Below are 17,911 nucleotides of genomic sequence, written 5' to 3'. Positions count from 1 at the left end.
GGCGACATCACCTGTGGGACGGAGTGTGCGGAGTGGGGAAGAACGGCGGTGCCCCGGAACAACGGGAGCACCGCCGGTGGTGCGGAGGGTGACGCGGAGACCACCGGGAGGCGGCCTGGCGGGGACCGTCAGCCGTAGGTCTCGGCGATCGCGGTCATCTTCGGGTCGTTGATGTCCTTCGGCGCGGCGTTGGGGTCCGCACCGCTGCCGTCGCCGCTGATCTGCGTCTTGAAGTCGGTGAACTCCTTGACGATGCTGTCCTCGGCCCGGAGGTAGTTGTTACCCGCGGCGCCCAGCGAGAAGGCGATGCGCGGCAGGACGGCGTTCTCCGAGCTGGCGGCGTCGCCCTCCTTGCCGAAGAGGTCGGTCATACAGGCGTCCCAGCGGTCGTAGAACGACTCGACCTCCTCCTTCGTCCGACCCGCCCAGGCGAGCTTCAGCTGACTCATCACGGTGTTGATCGTGTTGATCTGGGTGGCGAGGTTCGCGACCAGCCCGCCGGAGCCGTCGGTGCCGCCGAGTTGGGTGCTGAAGACCCGCAGCATCTGGGCGTCGACGCTGATCTGGGCGTTGTTGGCGCCGCGGAGCCCGTAGACGGGCGCCTTCGTCGGGTCGAGGTCGATGGGGTCGGGCTTCTGGGGGCTCACCGGGTGCTCCTGAAGGGGGTGGGGGAGCACACCGCGGGCCGGGGCGGGCGACGCGGGTGGCTCCCTCGCTGGCGTGGTTCCTGACGCCCGGCGACACCGCCCCGGAAGGCCGGGCGGCCCGTCGCACCACGGCGGCCAGGCTCCGCGGAACTAGTGCTGGTGCTGAAAGTTCTTGGTGTTGGTCTCCTCGACCTGCCGGTACTCCTCGTACGCGGTGTGCAGGCGGGTCGACATCTCGCGCAGCAGATCGACGAGGACGCTCATGTTGTCGCCGAAGTCGCGCTGGAGGTTGCCGAACGTCGCCCCCGACGGGCTCTGCCAGACCCCCTCGGCGAGATTGAGGACCTGCTTCACGAGATTCACGTCGTTCTCGATGCTGGCGGTGCAGCCCTTCACCGTCGACATGGCGTCGTGAAGGTGCTCCAGCTCGATGCGGAAATCGGCAAGGGTCATGGTAGAAGAGGCCACCCCTCGACCCTATGTGCGAGCGCCAGGCCCGGGGTACGCCCCAATTCCCCGACAGCCACGGTGTCTCAGAACGGGGACCTCCCCCGGTGCCGTCCGCGTCGGCGTCTCTGAACTGGGACCTGGCAGGTCACCGCGGTATCCGGTGGGATGAGCTGGGATTGACCGGACCCTACCCGAGCGCACCCGGTGGAGGCAGCCATGGCAGTGGACCCGAGGAACTCGCGGCACGGCCCGCCGAGGGAGTACGACAAGGACAAGCCGCAGGGCGGAGATCCGACGGCGGACAACAGTCTCACGGACGATCAGAAGCAGCAGAAGAAGACGCAGGACCAGACCGTCCCCGGCTACCGGCAGCCGCCCTCCCTGACGATGATCTGGGGTGACGCGCCGCCCATCACCACCTATCTGCCGAAGGGCGGCGGCGGTGGCGGCGGCGACAACAAGGACGCCGGCATCCACCCGGCGATCAACGTCGGCGTCGGATCCATCGCCGACGCCATGCAGGCGATGCTGGAGTCGTCCCGGCGCTCGGTCGACGCCTACACGACGCTGAAGGCGCTCGTCTACACCGCGTCGACCGACAACGCCACGTTCGGTCAGCAGGCGACGCACAAGGACGACTGGGGCAAGCAGGACGGCAGCGCCGTGCACGGACTGCAGGCGGCCAAGGGCGTGAGCCCCAACTACGCCAAGCACAACGGCGGCAACGAGCCGGACGAGAAGCTCCAGGACGCCGCCAAGTACTTCGCCGCCGGGATGGTCCCCAGGATGAACCAGGTGCTGGCGCTCTGCGCCAACTCCATCGAGATGGCCGGACAGTTCATCGTCCGGTTGGACCGCGCGGGCACCTACTACGCCAACGCCGACCACGCGTCCGCCTTCCCCGAGCCGCGGAGCAGGCCGATCGCGGAGTGAGCGGCGCCCGCACCGGGCCGCGCGGCGGAAAAGGGCCGGGGCACCGTTTCCCGTGAAACGGTGCCCCGGCCCTTCGCCGTGTCCCTCCGGCTACAGCGTCTGCAGCGGCGGGATGTCCTCCGGCAACAGCGTCACCAGGCTCGCCGTCTCCGCCTCGACGTCCGCCTCGTCCGCCGTCGCGGAGAGCAACAGCGAGGAGTCCGCCAGCCGGGCCGCATGACGCTCCGTCATCCGCTGGAAGAGCTGACGGGCGGTACGGCCGTTGCCGAACCGGTCGTCCCGCTCGACGCCCGCGAAGTAGGTGCCCAGCGCCTCCGTCGTCGCCTCGCCCAACTCGTACCGGTGGTGCTCGGCCTGCTGCGCGACGATGCCGACGAGTTCGTCCGCGTCGTAGTCGTCGAAGAGCAGGGTCCGGGTGAACCGGGAGGCGAGACCGGGGTTGGCGTCGATGAACCGGCCCATGTCGTCGGGGTAACCGGCCACGATCACCACCACGTCCTCGCGGTGGTCCTCCATCAGCTTCACCAGCGTGGAGATGGCCTCCAGACCGAAGTCGTTGCCCTGGCCGTGCGGCACCAGCGCATACGCCTCGTCGATGAAGAGGACACCGCCGACCGCCTGCCGGAACACCGCGGTGGTCTTCGGCGCGGTGTGGCCGACGTACTCACCGACCAGCGCGCCCCGGTCCGCCTCGACCAGATGGCCGCGGGTGAGCAGCCCCAGCGCGGCCAGCAGCCGCCCGTAGAGCCGGGCCACCGTCGTCTTACCGGTACCGGCGTTCCCCGCGAAGACCAGATGGCGGCTGAGCGGGGGCGGCGGCAGACCCGCCTCGGTACGGCGCCGGACCAGCTGCATCAGCTTGACCAGCGTCTCCACGTCCTGCTTGACGCGCTCCAGACCTATCAGGGACCGGAGTTCGGCCAGCAGGTCCTCCAGCGACTCGGCGGCAGCCTCGGTCACCTCGGCGCCGAGCGCGGGGGCGGAACCGGGCGCGCCGCCCGCCGCCACGGCACGTACCCCGGTGGGCGCCGGGCCCGTCGCGGAGACCGGCAGGGTGCTGTCCTTCACCCCATCGACCCGGCACTCCTCGAAGACCGGCTCCGCGCCGTCCGCGAGCTTGAGGTCCTCGTCGGTGTCGCGGACCACACAGCGGCGCACCACCGGCTTGGCGTCCTTGCCGATGTAGAGCGCGGGGAAACCGGTGGCGGAGACGTCGCAGTCGGTCAGCAGCCCCGCCGCGCCGTCGGCGACATACACACCGTTCTTCGCGGACCGGGCGATCCGTACGCCGCTGACCCGCGGCCGCGCGCCGTTCCACAGCACCAGGGCGCTGCCCTTGCTGTCGGTGATCTCGCAGCTGTCGAGCCAGGCGGTGGAGCGCTCACCGAGGAACACCCCGGCCGAACGGCTGCCGCGCACCCGAGTGTCGGCCACCAGCGCACCGGTGTCCGCGGTCACCTCAAGCCCGGTGCCGCAGTCGGCGATCTCGCAGTTGTCGAGGAGCGGACGGTGCGCGGAGGTCAGACTGATGCCCGTCCCGGCGTCCGTCACCCGGCAGCGCCGGGCCGTCAGATCGCCGCCGTCCACCGCGATACCGGACAGCTCCGTCGCCTCGACGCGGGTGCCGGTGAGCGTCAGCAGCGCACGTTCGGTGACCCGCGCGCCGTGCTGCGGGGTGCCGCGCAGCTCCCCGTCACGGACCGTGGCGCGGGCGGAGCCCGCCAGGTGCAGGGCGGTGAAGGCGCTGTCGGTGACCGCGCAGTCGACGAGCGTCAGCTGCGCCTCGTCGGTGGCGAAGGCGCCGTTGGCCCGGGAGCGGGCGAGCCCGCCGCCGCGCATCTCGACCTGTGCCGTGCCACCCGCCGCCAGCCCGCTGTCCGCGGAGTCGCCGACGGTGGTGGCGTCCAGCCGGACCACCGCGTTCTGCGCGGCGAGCACGCCGACGCCGCCGGACTCGTCGACCCGGCAGGAGCGCAGCGTCAGCCGCACCGGACCCGCCGCCTGGACGCCCGCGGCGCCGCTGCGGGCGATCTCGCAGTCGTGCAGCAGCACCCCGGCGGTGTGCCCGGACGCCCCGGCGTCCCCCTCCGGTCCGCTGCCCGCGTCGGTGTCGTCGGGGGCGGGCGCCGGGGTGGCGCCGGTGGCGGACGAGGTGACCAGCACGCCCTGGGCGGAGCCGTCGGTGAGTCGGCAGGAGCGGAGCACCGGCCGGGCGTCGTCCTCGACGGCGAGCGCCGCCGCGCCCGTCCTGGTGATCTCGCAGTCGGTGAAGGTGCCGGTGGCCGGTCCGCGGACCTGGACGCCGTGCCCGGCGGCGGTGTTGACGGCCAGCCCGGTGACGGTGGCGTCCGCGCCGTGCTCCACCAGCAGCGCGGTGCCACCGGCGTCGGTGACGGTCACCCGCTCCAGTGTCGCCCGGCTGTCCCCGCTCAGGCGTACCGCGGGGCCGCCCGCGGCGTGCACCCGGCAGTCGCGCAGGGTGGGCGCCGCGGTGCCGGTGACTTCGACGCGCCCACCGGTGATCTCGCAGCCGTCGAGGACGGCGGTGCCGCCCGTCACGGCGACCGCGGGTTGGTCCGGGTCGGTGCCCTGGACGGTGATCCCGCGGACCTCCCCGGCGCCGCCGAGCACGGTCAGCGGGGTGCCGCGGGGGGCGACCAGCCGGACCGTTCCGGCGCCCTGTTCGGCGACGACGCTGATGTCCCGTTCCAGGGTCAGGTTCTCGGTGTAGGTGCCGGGTTGGACCGAGACCGTGGCGCCCGGTCCAGCGGCGCGCAACGCCGCGCCGATGGTGCGGTGCCCGCCCCAGCCCCGGGCCCCGACGCGTAGTGCGGCCGCGCCGCTGGACCGCCCGATCATGCCGGGGTGCAGCTGAGCTGGACCGGCCCGGCGGCGTCGTGCGCGTCCTTGTTGGAGGACTCGTAGTCGATGCCGGTGTTGAACATCTTGACGGTCACATAGCCGCCGGAGACCTTGAACGGGCCGCGCGCCAGCCACTTGCCGTGGTTGTTGACCTGGTCCACGTCGAAGCTGCCGGCGGGGGTGCCGCCGCTGTGGTCCGAGGCGTAGACCGCGTACTTGGCGGGGTGGCCGCCGACGTAGCGGACGTCGGAGTTGCCCGGGACGAAGACCGCGAGGCGGCAGGAGGCGTCGCCCTTGATCTTCGCGCGGTAGTCGAACTTCCACAGCACGTACTGCGTCGCGTCGTACTTCGTGGTGGAGCCCGACATCGGGATGGACAGGTACTGGCCGTTGCAGCCGGAGCCGGTGTAGCCGCCGCTGTTGGTCTTGCGCCAGCCCGCCTCCTGACTGAAGTTCGGGTCCTTCGTCCAGATCTTGGCCTCGGGGGACGACGGGCAGCCGTACCCGGCGAGGGCGGTGAACGAGGAGGTGACCGACTTCTGCGAAACGGTCTTGCCGCTCTCGTCCTTGGTGGTGGCGGAGGGCGAGGGCGGGGTGTGGGTGGAGCCCGAGGTGGGGGTGTCCTCGGCGGGGATGATCCGCTGGCTGTCCGGCACGGTCTGCTGCTGCTGCTGCTGACCGCCGGTGCCGCCCGCGTTGCCGCCGGAGCCGTTGGGGGAGGACTTGCCGTCCTGGTGGTGGTCGGCCTTGGCGGTGGCGCCCGCGGGGGAGACCTTGTCGGCCTGGTTCTTCTTCTCGTCCGAGCTGCTGAGGGCGCCGATGACGAGGGCACCGAGGCTCAGCGCGGCGACGACCGCGATACCGATCGCGACCAGTCGCTTGCCGGGCTTGCCCTGTTCACCCTCGGAGCGGACGCCGCCCACGAACGCGGAGACGAATCCGTGCCGGTCCTCCTCCGGCAGACGGCCCGGCGCCTCGGCAGCGGGCTGCTGGGACTTTTCCTGGTCAGCCACGTACGTACTCTCCAATTGTCTCGGCGTGGGGGACAGCGGCACAGAATACCGCCGAGGGGTAAACGGAAAATGTCCGCAAGAGAAATTCAATTCAGCTTGAGCGATTTGTCTTGCGGGTGTGCACAGAATTGTCACGTGGCCGTGGCAAAGCATGACGCAATCGTGACCTGGCGGACGCAACCGCGGCGGCAAGAGTTCCGTCCCCGGTGTACCTGCAGGGGGGTTGGCGGAGCGTCACGGCTCTGACCTGCGGTGCTGCAGTTCTGTCACAGACGTCCGTCAGTCCGTGCACTGTTGATTTTGTCCGGTACATTGAAACGACACCGACCCGCTGCCCGGATAGCGTGTCGAGCGGGGGACCTGAGCGTGACGCATTGACCTGACGACGGGAATACGCATGTCCAATTGTGCGCGAATTGCCATTATCGAGCATCAGAATCTGGTCCGGCACGGACTGGAGCGGGTGCTCTCCCAGAGCCCACGGCTCGACGTGGTGTCCGCGGTGGGGCGCGTGCAGGACTTCCCCTTCGACGACCCCGCCCCCGACGCGATCCTGTACGGCCCGCCCGTGCACGACTGCGCCGCCGAGTCCGAACTGCCCGGACAGACCCTGGCCCGGCTCGTCGCCCGCGCCCCGGTGCTCCTGGTCTCGGACTTCCACCGGCCCTACCGCGTCCTGGAGGCCGTGCGCGCGGGGGTGTTGGGGTGCGTCACCGGACGGGTGGACGACGACGAGCTGCTGCGCGCGGTGGACACCGTCGTCAGCGGCGGCTTCCACCTCTCCTCGACGCTCGTGCCGCGGCTCCAGTCCGAACTCCAGCAGCCCGGCGGCGCCGAGCCGCGTTCGCTCGCCCGCCGGGAACTGGAGGCGCTGCGGCTGCTCGCCGAGGGCCTGACGCACAGCCAGATAGGCCGCCGGATGGGCCTGACCGAGGCCACGGTCAGCACGTACGTCAAGCGCATCCGCACCAAGCTCAACGTCGGCAACAAGGCCGATCTGACCCGCACCGCCATCGAATTGGGGCTGCTGCGCGACCCCGCGGCGGCCGGTGGCGACGGCGCGGCGCCGCTGCCCGCGCCGGGCCGGGCGCTCGGCCCGATGGCCAGCCGCTCCCGCTCCCTGCTGCTCGGCAAGAACTGACGACGGCACAGCGGCATCCGCCGTACCGGACGCCGCGGATCCGGCCCCGTACGGCAGCACCGGCGCGCCCCCGTGACGCCGGACGGCGAAGGGCACCACCGACGCCCGGCCGGCGGACCGCGCGGACACCACCGCGCAGTCCGCCGCCGACCCCGGCCACGACCTCTCCACCGCCCGCACGTCGTCCCTCACAGATTCCGGCCGACGCCCATGAGCTGGTCGAAGACGCCGAAGGCGGCGACGGTGAGGGGGATCGCGAAGGCGCCCAGGACCGCGCCGAGACCGCCGAACCACAGCGGGCGCCGCATCGACGGGAGTTCGGGCCGCATCAGCCGCCGGAACCCGTACAGCACCAGCACGGCACCGACCACGAGCGCGGTCACCGGACCGGACCAGCCCGGCAGATCCAGCTGCGCAGGCCCGGCCAGCACCAGCGTGAACAGGCCGATCGCCCCGGCGACGCCGACCGGCGCCACCTCGACGACGACCTTCGCGGCACCGGCCCGCAGCAGCAGCCCCAGCCCGACGCAGGCGGTGATCGCCGCGCTGAACGGCGAGGTGGTGTCCGTACCGAGCAGCACCAGCGCGACGGCGCACGCCAGCGACAGCGCCCCGCCCCACAGCGCCAGCAGCAGCATCGCGGTCCGCACCGCGGTCTCCAGCTCCGCGCCCTCCGGCGTCGACCCGCCCTGGCGCCGGTAGCCGAACGCGGCCACCCGCCCGGCGGTCGCCGGTGCGATCAGCAGCAGCCCGAACGCGACGACCGCGACCACCGCGGCGCACTGCGCGGTGTCGGCCTTCAACAGCGCCAGCAGCGCGGTCACCGCCGTACCGATCAGCGCCCCGAGGAGCACCGCGGTGGTGGTGACGCCCATCGACGCGACGGCGGCCAGTACGGCACCGACGAGCACCCCGCCCGCCAGGCAGAGCGCCGTCGTGCCGTTCGCCGTCAGCGCGGCGGACGGCGCGGTCTCCTCGGCCACCAGCGCCCAGGACGCGACCGTCAGACACGGGATCGCGCTCAGCGCCAGCGCCAGCCGCACCGAGCCCGGCACCGACCAGCGGCGCTCCGTCGCCAGCCACGACAGCCCGGGCAGCAGCAGCCCCAGCGCGGCGGCCGCGGTGCCGGTGACCGCGGTCTCGACCGGCCGCACCACGGCGACCAGCACCAGCGCGGCCAGCCACCACACCAGTCCGCAGGCCATCACCGTCACGGTCCGCGACCGCGGGTCCCAGCGCCGGTCCAGGGCCTGTTCGGAGACCTCGGAGACCTGCTCGGCGACGTCCAGCACGACGGGCTCGTCGAACTCGTCGGCGACCACGTCGCGCAGGTAGAGAAGCTGACCGTCCGCCATGCCGAGGTCGGCGAGGCTGCGTTCGGGCGCGATGGCCCCGCCCGTGCCCGTCGCCAGCGACCACGCGGCGGGCATCAGCTCGTTCTCCTCCAGCTCGCACAGGCGGGCCAGGTCATCGATGTACTCGGCGATGGGAGCCCGGGCCGGGACCGCGAGGTCCACCTGCCTGTGCTCGCCCACGACCGTGATCCGGCAGCGCTCATCGGCCATCGGGTGCTGTCAGGTCCTCTCGTGCAAGGTGCGTTGTGCGGTGCCGTACGGGGGACGGCGGTGACGGGGAGGGCTCAGCCGCCCGCGCTGCTCGTCCAGGTGCGGACGTTGGCGCCCTCGGCCTCGGAGTAGTTGGTGTAGTTGAGGTGCATCGCACGCGAGACCTCGCCCAGCACGCCGTGCGGCCCGAACAGGTTCGAGGCGGCGGTGTCCCACTCGGTCTGCAGCGTCTGGTACTGCACCTGCGCCTGACCGGTCCAGGTCTCGGCGATCGGGGCGATCTTGGCCTTCAGCTGGTCGAGGTCGGTGAGGATCTGCTCGGCGAGGGTGTTGATGTACCCGCTGGCGCCTTCGAGACCCGAGGCGACCTTGATGTGCGAGCTGTCGATGGACACGGTGGCTCCTGGTTCGTCGGGTCCGTCAGATCCGGGCCGGCGGGAGCTGGTGCTCCAGCGCCTTGTGGCGGCGGATGTTGTCTTCCTCGGACTGGCTGTAGTTGACGTGGTTCGTCCGCAGGCCCGTCGCGATCTCCGTCAACGCGTGGTGCAGATGCTGCGCGTTGATGTCGTACTGCTGCATGTAGCCGACGAACGTCTGGTGGGCGACGCCCTGCCACATGTCCTCCAGCTGCACCACGTATGCCTTCAGCATCTGCAGCTTGGACTCGACCTCGGCGGCGGTGTTGTCGCAGGAGACGGCAGCATCCGCGACCATCTCCGGAGTTACCTGGTAGTCCGTCGTCATCTGCCCGCCCTCATCCAGCCGGTGACCACCGGCGTCGACTCCTTTGGGGCAACTGTCGCAGCAGGCCGAGGTGTCGAAACAGTCCCCTGTTCAGATGTCCCCCCGCGTCCCGGAACCGTCCCGACCTCTTGACCGTGCGCGGACAACAGGTAAAGTCCAGACCAATTGGTGGGCGGGTCGGAACCGCATCCGGTGTCCCGCACCGGGCGTTGGCCGCCCGTCCCACCGTGCACCACCTTCGCGTCATTCACCCCCACTCCCGAGGCTGCCCGGGGGCGTGCGTGCCAGGCGGCGCGTCCCGCTGTCTTCCGCGGTGGCCTCCTCCGCGAAAGGTATGCCATGAACAGGAAACGCAGGCTGGCCATGAGCATCGGTGCGGCCATCGCCCCGCTGCTCGTCGTCACCGTTCCGGCCGGCTCCGCCAGCGCCCACGGCTACATCTCCAACCCGCCCAGCCGCCAGGCCCAGTGCGCGGCGGGCACCGTCAAGTGCGGACCCATCAAGTGGGAGCCGCAGAGCGTCGAGGGCCCGAAGGGGCTGACCAGCTGCAGCGGCGGCGACGAGCGCTGGGCCGACCTCGACGACGACTCCAAGGGCTGGAAGGTCACCCCCGTCTCCAGCACCACCAGCTTCACCTGGCAGCTGGAGGCCCGTCACGCCACCAGCACCTGGCAGTACTTCGTGGGCGGCAACAAGGTCGCCGAGTTCAACGACCACGGCGCCCAGCCCGGCGCCACCGTCACCCACCAGGTCGACTTCGGTGGCATCTCCGGCAAGCAGAAGGTCCTCGCGGTGTGGAACATCGCCGACACCGAGAACGCCTTCTACGCCTGCATCGACGTCAACATCGGCGGCTGAGCGCACCCCGCCCCCGCCCGGACGGCCGGTTCCGCAGCCGGTCCGACCGTCCGGGCACCGCGCATCCGCACCACGCGGCGCACGCGGTGAACGGCGCCCCGGCCCACCCGTTACGATCGGCCTTTCGTGGCCGTCGTACGTGGCCGTCGCCGGGAGGACGAGATGGGCCTGTTCCGCCGAGGACCGAAGCGGGATCCCCGTGACCTGCCACGCGACGGGGAGTTCTCCTTCTTCTCGGACAGAGAGGGCGGCGTCTTCCGCTCCCAGGTCCGCCAGGCATTCGCCGAACAGGGCCTGGAGGTCACCGTCTACGCGGGCGTCGTCACCGACTCCGGCGGCCGCCGGTTCGGCCTCGGCAACCTCGCCGCCGTCTGCCACCGCGACCGCCGCGGCGAGCGCAGCTGGCCCGGTCTGATCCGCGACCACGTCGGCAAGGTCCTGCGCACCATGGACGGCCCGCAGCCGCTGGAGATCCTCTCCACCGACGAGATCCGCGCCTGCCTCTACCCCCGCGTCGTCGCCGAGGAGACCCTGCCCGCCTCCGACGCGTTCCGCTACGGCCACGAGCCCGCCGAGGGGCTGCGGGAGGTGCTGGCGCTCGACCTGCCCGACGCCGTACAGATGCTGAGCGAGGACTCGCTGCGGGACGTCGGGGACATCGCCGAGCTGCGGATCCGCGCCCTGAACAATCTGCGCGCCCTGCCGGTCGAGGGCCACGAGACGGTCCGCCGCCCGGACGGCGCCTCCTTCGACGTCCTCTTCGGCGACTCGTTCTTCACCGCCAGCCGGGTCCTGGTCCTCGGCGAACTGGTCGAACGGCTCATGGGCACCCCGCTGACCGCCGACGGCGCCCTCGTCGCGCTGCCCTTCCGCCACCAGCTCGGCTTCCACCGCATCTGCGACGCCCAGGTCATCCCGGCGCTCCAGGGGATGGCGGAGTTCGCCGCCGCCGGGTACCAGGACGCCGCGGGCGCCATCAGCCCCCATGTGTTCTGGTGGCGCCGCGGAGTGATGACACCGCTCAGCGAGCCGGACGGGGCGGGGCTGCGGGTGGTCGTGGACGGCGATTTCCAGCACATGCTGGAGCGGTTGGTCGACGACGAGGCGTGACCGCCGAAAAAATCGTCCCTCATTTTTTCCGCGGAAGGGGAACCCGGACGGCCCCCGCACCGTTATCCCGAGTGAGGCCCCGCGTCATCCCCCGTGCGCGGGGTCTCGCCATGTCCGCCCCCGGCGCCGCCCGCCGCCGACCGGTGCATACGGTGAGGCTCCCGGTCGACGGAGAGGACGCACAGACATGGATGTGTACGAGGCCGTGGACAGCCGCCGGGCTGTACGGGCGTTCAGCGACGAGCCGGTGTCCAGGGAGATCCTCGAACGGGTGCTGACCGCGGCGACGCGGTCCCCGTCCAGCGGGAACCTCCAGCCGTGGCACCTGTACGTCGTGAGCGGCGAGCCGCTGGCCGAGCTGAAGCGGCGCGCGAGGGCCAGGGCGCTGGCGGGAGACCCGGGGGACGAGCGGGAGTATCCGATGTACCCGGACGGACTGACCGCGCCGTATCGGGACCGCTTCGCCGCTGCGGCGGCTCAGCGCTACGAGGCGCTGGGCATCGAGCGCGACGACCCCGACCGGCCCCGGAAGATCGCCACCTTGAACGTGGCGGCGTTCGGGGCGCCGACCGTCCTGTTCTGCTACCTCGACCGGACGATGGGGCCCGGGCAGTGGGCCGACGTGGGGATGTACCTGCAGACGGTCATGTTGTTGCTGAGGGCGGAAGGGGTGCACAGCTGCCCCCAGGTGATGTGGACCGTGTACCGCGAGACCGTCGGCCGAACAGTCGGAGCCGATGACGGGCGGGTGCTGTTCTGCGGCATCTCGGTGGGGTACGAGAAGGAAGGCGTCCCACGGCTGCGTACCGGGCGGGCGGACCTGACGGAGACGGTGCGTTTCCTCGGAATGTGACCGCCAGTGGCCGAGACCGACGGGATACGCCCTAGGGCGCGTCCGTGCCGCCCGGCCGTTCTTCTTTCTCCGCCAGCAGCCGCGAGCGGATCAGGAACCGCACCCCCTCCGGCGCCTCCAGGGAGAAGCCGCTGCCCCGGCCCGGGACGACGTCCACGATCAGCCGGGTGTGACGCCAGCGGGCGAACTGGTCGGCCGCCATCCAGAACTCCACCGGCTCCGCCACCCCGGCCACCGTCAGACGCTCCAGCAGCACATCCGACGCGCCGGTGCGGAACTCCCCGGCCGGGAAGCACATCGGCGCGCTGCCGTCGCAGCACCCGCCGGACTGGTGGAACATCAACGGCCCGTGCGCCGCCCGCAGCCGCCGCAGCAGCCCGGCGGCTGCCTCCGTCACCGCCACCCGCGCCGCCGCACCGTCCGGCCCGCTTCCCGTCCCGTCCATCCGTGGACCTCCCGTCCGTCGCCCCGGGGCCGCTCCCGCGCGAACCCGCGCCCCAGCCAACCCGCCGCCGCGTTGCACCGACGTTGCACCGCCCGGTGCCGCCTTGCCCCGCGGCTCTAGACTGTCCCTTCGGTACGAGGCATACGCCCAGGGGGACGGAGACGGCAGTGACAAGGGGCATCGAGGGCGGCGGGGCGGATCCGTCCGCCGAGGTGCTGGCCGAGGCGGCCGGAATGTTCGGCCTGCTGGCCTCACCGCCGCGGCTGCACCTCGTCTGGGCGCTCACCCAGGGCGAGAGCGACGTCAGCGGGCTCGCCGAGCGCGTCGGCGGTGCGCTGCCCGCCGTCAGCCAGCATCTGTCCAAGCTGAAACTGGCCGGTCTGGTCCGCTCGCGCCGCGAGGGCCGCCGCGTCGTCTACCTCGTCGACGACCCCGATGTGGTGGCCGTCGTCCGGCTGCTCGTCGGACGGCTCGCCGACCGCGGCGGGCAGCACGCGTCCGGCGCCCGCCGCTTCGGTGGCTGAGACCGACGCGGCACCGGGCACCGGCCGACTGCCCGGTCCCCGGCCGGCGCCCGCCGAGGTGAGCACGGGCGCCGCGGACGGCGCCGCCCTCACCCCGCTCCAGCTGATGCGCCGCCTGGCGAGCGGCCCACGTGGCCTCACCGAGGCCGAGGCGGACGCCCGGCTCGTCCGCGACGGCGAGAACACCGTCCCCGCCTGGCACACCCCGTCCTGGCCGCGCCGTTTCCTGCGCAGCCTGCGCGACCCGTTCACCGCCGTCCTGCTCTGCCTCGGCCTGGTCTCGGCGGCCGTGGCGTCCTGGGGCACCGCCTGTGTGATCACCGTGCTGGTCGGGGTGAGCTGTGTGCTGCGCGCCTCCGGCGAGGCACACGCCGGACGCGCGATGGCGGCGCTGCGCGAGATGGTCGCCACCACGGCGACGGTGCAGCGGCGGCCGGACGACGACGCCCCGCCCCGGGTGCGGGAGATCCCCGTCGAGGAGTTGGTCGTCGGCGACGTGGTGCGGCTGGGGCCGGGCGATCTGGTCCCCGCCGATCTGCGGCTGCTGCGGGCGAGCGGACTCACCGTCCACCAGGCGTCGCTGACCGGCGAGTCCACCCCGGTGCCCCGGCACCCCGTCGACGATCCGTCGGACGACGACGCCGCGGACCCGCCGCATCTGTGCTTCCAGGGCAGCAGTGTGGCCTCCGGCAGCGGCACCGGACTGGTCGTCGCCACCGGCTCGGACACCCGCTTCGCCGCCGCCTACCGCGCCCTCGGGCGGCGGCGCGCCGAGACCGCCTTCGACCGCTCCGTCCACGGCATCGCCTGGACCCTCATCCGCTTCATGCTACTGACCCCGCCGCTGGTGCTGATGGCCAACGCGGCGGTGCGCGGGCGGGGCCTGGAGACGCTGCCGTTCGCGGTGGCCGTCGCGGTGGGCCTGACCCCGGAGATGCTCCCGGTCGTCGTCACCGCGACACTGGCCCGCGGCGCCGCACGGCTCGCCCGCACCGGCGGGGTCATCGTCAAACGGCTGCCCGCCCTCCACGACCTCGGCGCGATGCAGGTCCTCTGCCTCGACAAGACCGGCACCCTCACCCAGGACCGGCCGCTGGTCGCACACGCCGTGGACGCCCGCGGGCGTCCCGACCCGGGCGTGCTGCGCTGGGCGGCGGTCGGCAGCTTCTGGACCCTGGAACTCGCCGAACTGCCCGCCCCGGACACCCTCGACGAGGCCGTCCTCGCCGCCGCGGAGGAGGCGGGCGCCGACCCGCTCGCCCACGACGGCGTCGCGGCGCTCCCCTTCGACCCGGTGCGGCGGATCGCCGCCGCCGTCGTCCGCCGCCCCGGCGCGCTCGGCACCCACACCCTCGTCGTCAAGGGCGCCGCCGAGGACGTGCTGGCCCGCTGCGCCCGGGCGCGCAGCGACGGTACGGACACCGAACTGGACGACGAGGGGCGGGCGCGGCTGCTCGCCCGGGTGGCGCGGGACACCGACGACGGGCTGCGGCTGCTCGCCGTCGCCGTCGCGGACCGCCCCGCCCGCACCGGCGAGTACCGCGAGACCGATCTGCGGGGGCTGACCCTCCTCGGCTTCGTCGCGCTGCGCGACGCGCTCGCCCCGTCGGCGGCCGATGCGCTCGGGGTGCTGGCCCGGCGCGGCATCCGCGTCAAGATCCTCACCGGCGACCACCCGGGCACCGCCGCCCGCGTCTGCCGGGATCTGGGCCTCGACCCCGGTGAGGTGCTGACCGCCGCGGCGCTGGCGGAGCTGGACGGACCGGCGCTCGCCGCGGCCGTCGACGGCGCCACCGTCGTGGCCCGCTGCGCCCCCGCCGACAAGGCCCGGATCGTCGCCGCGCTGCGCGGGTCCGGGCAGGTCACCGGCTTCCTCGGCGACGGCGTCAACGATGTGCCCGCGCTGCACGCCGCCGATGTCGGCATCACCCCGCGCGGGGCGGTGACGGTGGCGCGGGAGGGCGCCGACGTGGTGCTGGCGGAGAAGGACCTGACCGCCATCGGCCGGGCCGTCGCCGCCGGGCGGTACAGCAGCGGCTCGCTCGCCGCGTATCTGCGCATCACCCTCTCGTCCAACCTCGGCAACGTCCTCGCGATGCTCGGCGCCGGGCTGTTGCTGTCGTTCCTGCCGATGCTGCCCGCGCAGGTCCTGGTGCAGAACCTCTGCTTCGACGCCGCCCAGCTGGCCTTCGCGCTGGACCGGCCGGGCGACGGGGTGCTGCGCGGGCCCGCGGCGCTGCGGCCGCGCGCCTTCCTGCGGTTCATCACGGTGTTCGGAGTGATCAACGCCGCGGCGGACGTCGCGACGTTCGCCGCCCTCGCGGTCGCCCTGCACACCGCGGGCGCCGGGGGAGAGGAGGTCTTCCACGCCGCGTGGTTCACCGAGAACCTCTTCACCCAGGCGCTGGTGATGCTGTTGCTGCGCGCCGGACACCTCACCGTGCGGGGCCGCCCGGGTCCGGTCCCGTGCGCCGCGGCGGTCCTCGCCGTCATCGGTCTGCTGCTGCCGCTCTCCCCGCTGGGACCGCCGCTGGGCCTGGCCGCGCCGCCGCTGCTCTACTACGCACTGCTCGCCGCCGTCCTCGCCCTCTACGGGACGGCGCTGGCCTGGGCCCGGCGGCGGTACGTGCCGGACACCCGCTGACCGGTACGTACCGGGGCCGCGCGCCCGGTCAGCCGTACGACAGCTTGGCGCAGGCGTCGTCGTCGGCGGTGCGGGCGTCGTCGGAGACCTCCGTGGGCACCTTGCCGTCCGCGGGCGGCGCCGAGGCGGTGCTGCCGGGGGAGGGTTCGGAGTAGGAGCTGCCCACCGTGACGGTGATGCCGGGCGCGGTGCCCTCGTGGAGTTCCGCGCCGGGGAAGAGCCGGGCGGTGGTGCGGGCCTTCTCCTCCTGGCCGGGGCCGTAGGAGATCTCCGTGGTGGCGTGCTCCTGGGAGGGGGCGGTGGTGGCGGAGGCGACGGTGAAGCCGGAGGAGCGCAGGGTGTCGGCGACGCGGGAGCCGAGGCCGGGGGTGTGGGTGCCGTTGAGGACGGTGACGTCGATCCCGGCGCCGGAGACGGGCTCCTGGGACGCGGACTCGTCCTGCTTCTTCTTCGCGCCGCCCTCCCCGGCGGCGTCCTTGCCGTCGAGGGTGCGGTCGGCGCGCAGGGCCGCCCACAGGGTGTCGGCGGCGGGGTGCACGATCGCGACCCGGGCGCCCTGGTAGCGCCAGGGCACGGTGACGAACGCGGTGTTGTGCAGATCGATGTCCTTGAGCCCCATCGCGAACGAGAGCAGCTTCTGGGCGCTGCCCAGTTCCGGGTCGACGGTGAGGGATTCGGTGGCTGCGGTGGCGAGCGGCAGCAGCGTGGTGGGGTTGACGCCCTGCTCCTTGATCTTGCGTATCAGCCCGGAGACGAATGCCTGTTGCCGCTTGATGCGGCCGATGTCGGAGCCGTCGCCGATGCCGTGCCGCAGCCGTACGTAGTCCAGCGCCTTGTGCCCCTCGACGGTCTGCTGGCCCTTGGTGAAGATCCGCTTGCCGCGGTGGCCGAGGTTCGGATTGAGATCGCCCTGGTAGAGGTCCTGCGGTACGCAGACCGGGACGCCGCCGACCGCCTCGGTCATCTTCGCGAAGCCGTTGAAGTCGACGACCACGGTGTGGTCGACGCGCAGCCCGGTCAGCTTCTCGACGGTGTTCTGGGTGCAGGCGGGGTTGCCCTCCGCGGTCTCCCCCACGGTGAACGCCGAGTTGAACATCGTGTTGGTGCGCGGCTGGGTCCAGGAGCCGTCGGGGAGGCGGCAGGGCGGGATGTCGACGAGGGCGTCGCGCGGGACGGACACGGCGAGCGCGTGCTTGCGGTCACCGTAGATGTGCAGCAGGAACGCGGTGTCGGAGCGGCCCACATCGCCCTCGCCGCCGCCCAGCTCGCTGTTCTTGCCGGAGCGCGAGTCGGAGCCGATGACCAGGACGTTGCTGCCGCCGGTGTTCGGGGCGGGCCGGTCGCGGCTGACGCCGTCGGCGCCGAACGTGGTGATGTTGCCGTCCAGCCGGTGGTAGAGCCAGCCGGCTCCGGCGGCCACCAGGACCAGGAAGGACGCGGTCGTCACCCCGGCTATCCGGGCCTTGCTGCGCCTGCGCCTGCGCCGTCCCCGGGCGGCGTTGTCCCCGTTGCGGCGTCCGTCGCGTGCGGAATGGCTGCCTGTCACGTGTGCACCCTCAATTGCCCGGATTTTTCCTGCGGGGAAGGCGGTTCATCCCCCACCCAGAGTTGTATAGTTGCGCAATGTAGCAAGTAAATGCCGGTGCTGGTCCACCGGCGACCGGCAATCCGAGAGGCGGCGGCGATGCTGCGCAACGGACTCGAGCCCTGGCACCTGCTGATGGTGGGGATCGTGGTGATCCTGCTCTTCGGGTCCCGCAAACTCCCCGACACCGCACGCGCGTTGGGTAAATCCCTGCGGATCCTCAAGAGCGAGACCAAGGCGATGAAGAACGACGACACCGGAGCCGGACCGCCGTCCGGACCCGCCGAGCCCGCCGCCCCCTACGCCGCCTTCCACGCCCCGGGCGCCACCACCGGCCCGGCCACGGCGCCCTCCGCCCCGGCATCTGCCGCACCGGCGCCGGAGCCCGGTGGCCCGGCCACGGCCACCGCGCACCCGCTGCCCGCGACGGGCCCCGGCCGCCCCACCGCGTCCGGCGACTCCGCCCCGGCAGCCGTGCCCGTCACCGACCGGGGGACCGGCGGTGGCTGACGAGAGACCCCGCACCACCCTTCCGAC

Annotated in this window: 17 protein-coding genes; 8 read left to right on the top strand and 9 right to left on the bottom strand. The window is 72.6% G+C overall.

Features of this window, described 5'->3' with window-relative positions; translation table 11 throughout:
* Positions 1 to 128: 128 nt before the first annotated feature.
* Positions 129 to 647: a WXG100 family type VII secretion target gene (locus IF23_RS0102635; RefSeq protein WP_051739127.1), complete on the bottom strand. Its 519-nt coding sequence runs from the start codon at positions 645 to 647 to the stop codon at positions 129 to 131.
* Between the two features lie 150 nt (positions 648 to 797).
* A complete protein-coding gene (locus tag IF23_RS0102630; RefSeq protein WP_051739126.1) occupies positions 798 to 1,100 on the bottom strand; it encodes a WXG100 family type VII secretion target in 303 nt (100 codons plus the stop codon).
* 213 nt (positions 1,101 to 1,313) lie between these two features.
* Between IF23_RS0102630 and IF23_RS0102625 the strand changes: the two genes are divergently transcribed.
* On the top strand, positions 1,314 to 2,030 hold the full coding sequence (locus IF23_RS0102625) for a hypothetical protein (RefSeq protein ID WP_157847969.1): 717 nt from the start codon (positions 1,314 to 1,316) through the stop codon (positions 2,028 to 2,030).
* Positions 2,031 to 2,120: 90 nt separating this feature from the next.
* On the opposite strand, the gene IF23_RS0102620 is transcribed toward IF23_RS0102625, so the two are convergent.
* Both IF23_RS0102620 and IF23_RS0102615 read right to left on the bottom strand, forming a co-directional pair.
* Positions 2,121 to 4,889: a right-handed parallel beta-helix repeat-containing protein gene (locus IF23_RS0102620; RefSeq protein WP_037677136.1), complete on the bottom strand. Its 2,769-nt coding sequence runs from the start codon at positions 4,887 to 4,889 to the stop codon at positions 2,121 to 2,123.
* Positions 4,886 to 5,905: a hypothetical protein gene (locus IF23_RS0102615; protein ID WP_030279291.1), complete on the bottom strand. Its 1,020-nt coding sequence runs from the start codon at positions 5,903 to 5,905 to the stop codon at positions 4,886 to 4,888. The genes IF23_RS0102620 and IF23_RS0102615 overlap by 4 nt, the downstream gene beginning before the upstream one ends.
* Before the next feature lie 397 nt (positions 5,906 to 6,302).
* On the opposite strand from IF23_RS0102615, the gene IF23_RS0102610 reads away from it, so the two are divergent.
* Positions 6,303 to 7,046 (top strand): response regulator transcription factor, encoded by a 744-nt coding sequence (locus IF23_RS0102610; RefSeq protein ID WP_078653740.1) that lies wholly within the window; start codon positions 6,303 to 6,305, stop codon positions 7,044 to 7,046.
* A 188-nt stretch (positions 7,047 to 7,234) separates the two neighbouring features.
* Here IF23_RS0102610 and IF23_RS0102605 read toward each other — a convergent pair whose 3' ends face one another.
* The 3 genes from IF23_RS0102605 to IF23_RS0102595 all read right to left on the bottom strand — a co-directional run bounded on the left by IF23_RS0102605 (position 7,235) and on the right by IF23_RS0102595 (position 9,355).
* Positions 7,235 to 8,611, bottom strand: a complete 1,377-nt coding sequence (locus IF23_RS0102605; protein ID WP_030279287.1) for an EsaB/YukD family protein — start codon at positions 8,609 to 8,611, stop codon at positions 7,235 to 7,237.
* 74 nt (positions 8,612 to 8,685) lie between these two features.
* On the bottom strand, positions 8,686 to 9,006 hold the full coding sequence (locus tag IF23_RS0102600; protein WP_037677135.1) for a WXG100 family type VII secretion target: 321 nt from the start codon (positions 9,004 to 9,006) through the stop codon (positions 8,686 to 8,688).
* A 25-nt stretch (positions 9,007 to 9,031) separates the two neighbouring features.
* Positions 9,032 to 9,355 carry a WXG100 family type VII secretion target gene (locus IF23_RS0102595; RefSeq protein WP_030279284.1) on the bottom strand — a complete coding sequence of 108 codons (324 nt, stop codon included), beginning with the start codon at positions 9,353 to 9,355 and terminating at the stop codon, positions 9,032 to 9,034.
* A 339-nt stretch (positions 9,356 to 9,694) separates the two neighbouring features.
* Here IF23_RS0102595 and IF23_RS0102590 point away from each other — a divergent pair, with 339 nt between their 5' ends.
* The 3 genes from IF23_RS0102590 (at position 9,695) to IF23_RS0102580 (ending at position 12,176) form a co-directional block, all read left to right on the top strand.
* Positions 9,695 to 10,213: a lytic polysaccharide monooxygenase auxiliary activity family 9 protein gene (locus IF23_RS0102590; protein ID WP_030279281.1), complete on the top strand. Its 519-nt coding sequence runs from the start codon at positions 9,695 to 9,697 to the stop codon at positions 10,211 to 10,213.
* Positions 10,214 to 10,375: 162 nt separating this feature from the next.
* Complete coding sequence (locus IF23_RS0102585; RefSeq protein WP_030279279.1) at positions 10,376 to 11,323, top strand: hypothetical protein; 948 nt, start codon at positions 10,376 to 10,378, stop codon at positions 11,321 to 11,323.
* Between the two features lie 187 nt (positions 11,324 to 11,510).
* Positions 11,511 to 12,176, top strand: a complete 666-nt coding sequence (locus IF23_RS0102580; RefSeq protein ID WP_030279276.1) for a nitroreductase — start codon at positions 11,511 to 11,513, stop codon at positions 12,174 to 12,176.
* A gap of 31 nt (positions 12,177 to 12,207) precedes the next feature.
* Here the strand turns inward: IF23_RS0102580 and IF23_RS0102575 are convergent, their stop codons facing one another.
* Entirely contained in the window at positions 12,208 to 12,621 is a 414-nt protein-coding gene (locus tag IF23_RS0102575) for a DUF779 domain-containing protein (protein WP_037677127.1), read from the bottom strand.
* A 233-nt stretch (positions 12,622 to 12,854) separates the two neighbouring features.
* Between IF23_RS0102575 and IF23_RS0102570 the strand changes: the two genes are divergently transcribed.
* Both IF23_RS0102570 and mgtA read left to right on the top strand, forming a co-directional pair.
* Positions 12,855 to 13,145: an ArsR/SmtB family transcription factor gene (locus IF23_RS0102570; protein WP_391642655.1), complete on the top strand. Its 291-nt coding sequence runs from the start codon at positions 12,855 to 12,857 to the stop codon at positions 13,143 to 13,145.
* Positions 13,057 to 15,789 (top strand): magnesium-translocating P-type ATPase, encoded by a 2,733-nt coding sequence (gene mgtA / locus IF23_RS0102565; RefSeq protein ID WP_078653739.1) that lies wholly within the window; start codon positions 13,057 to 13,059, stop codon positions 15,787 to 15,789. The genes IF23_RS0102570 and mgtA overlap by 89 nt, the downstream gene beginning before the upstream one ends.
* A gap of 28 nt (positions 15,790 to 15,817) precedes the next feature.
* Here mgtA and IF23_RS0102560 read toward each other — a convergent pair whose 3' ends face one another.
* On the bottom strand, positions 15,818 to 17,335 hold the full coding sequence (locus tag IF23_RS0102560; RefSeq protein ID WP_078653738.1) for an LCP family protein: 1,518 nt from the start codon (positions 17,333 to 17,335) through the stop codon (positions 15,818 to 15,820).
* 138 nt (positions 17,336 to 17,473) lie between these two features.
* On the opposite strand from IF23_RS0102560, the gene tatA reads away from it, so the two are divergent.
* Positions 17,474 to 17,884 carry a Sec-independent protein translocase subunit TatA gene (tatA, locus tag IF23_RS35550; RefSeq protein ID WP_078653768.1) on the top strand — a complete coding sequence of 137 codons (411 nt, stop codon included), beginning with the start codon at positions 17,474 to 17,476 and terminating at the stop codon, positions 17,882 to 17,884.
* The last annotated feature ends 27 nt before the right edge of the window (positions 17,885 to 17,911 follow it).

Origin of the sequence: Streptomyces catenulae, from assembly GCF_000718015.1 — a bacterium.
GTDB classification, from domain to species: Bacteria; Actinomycetota; Actinomycetes; order Streptomycetales; family Streptomycetaceae; genus Streptomyces; species Streptomyces catenulae.
This window is presented reverse-complemented; position numbering and strand designations above follow the sequence as displayed.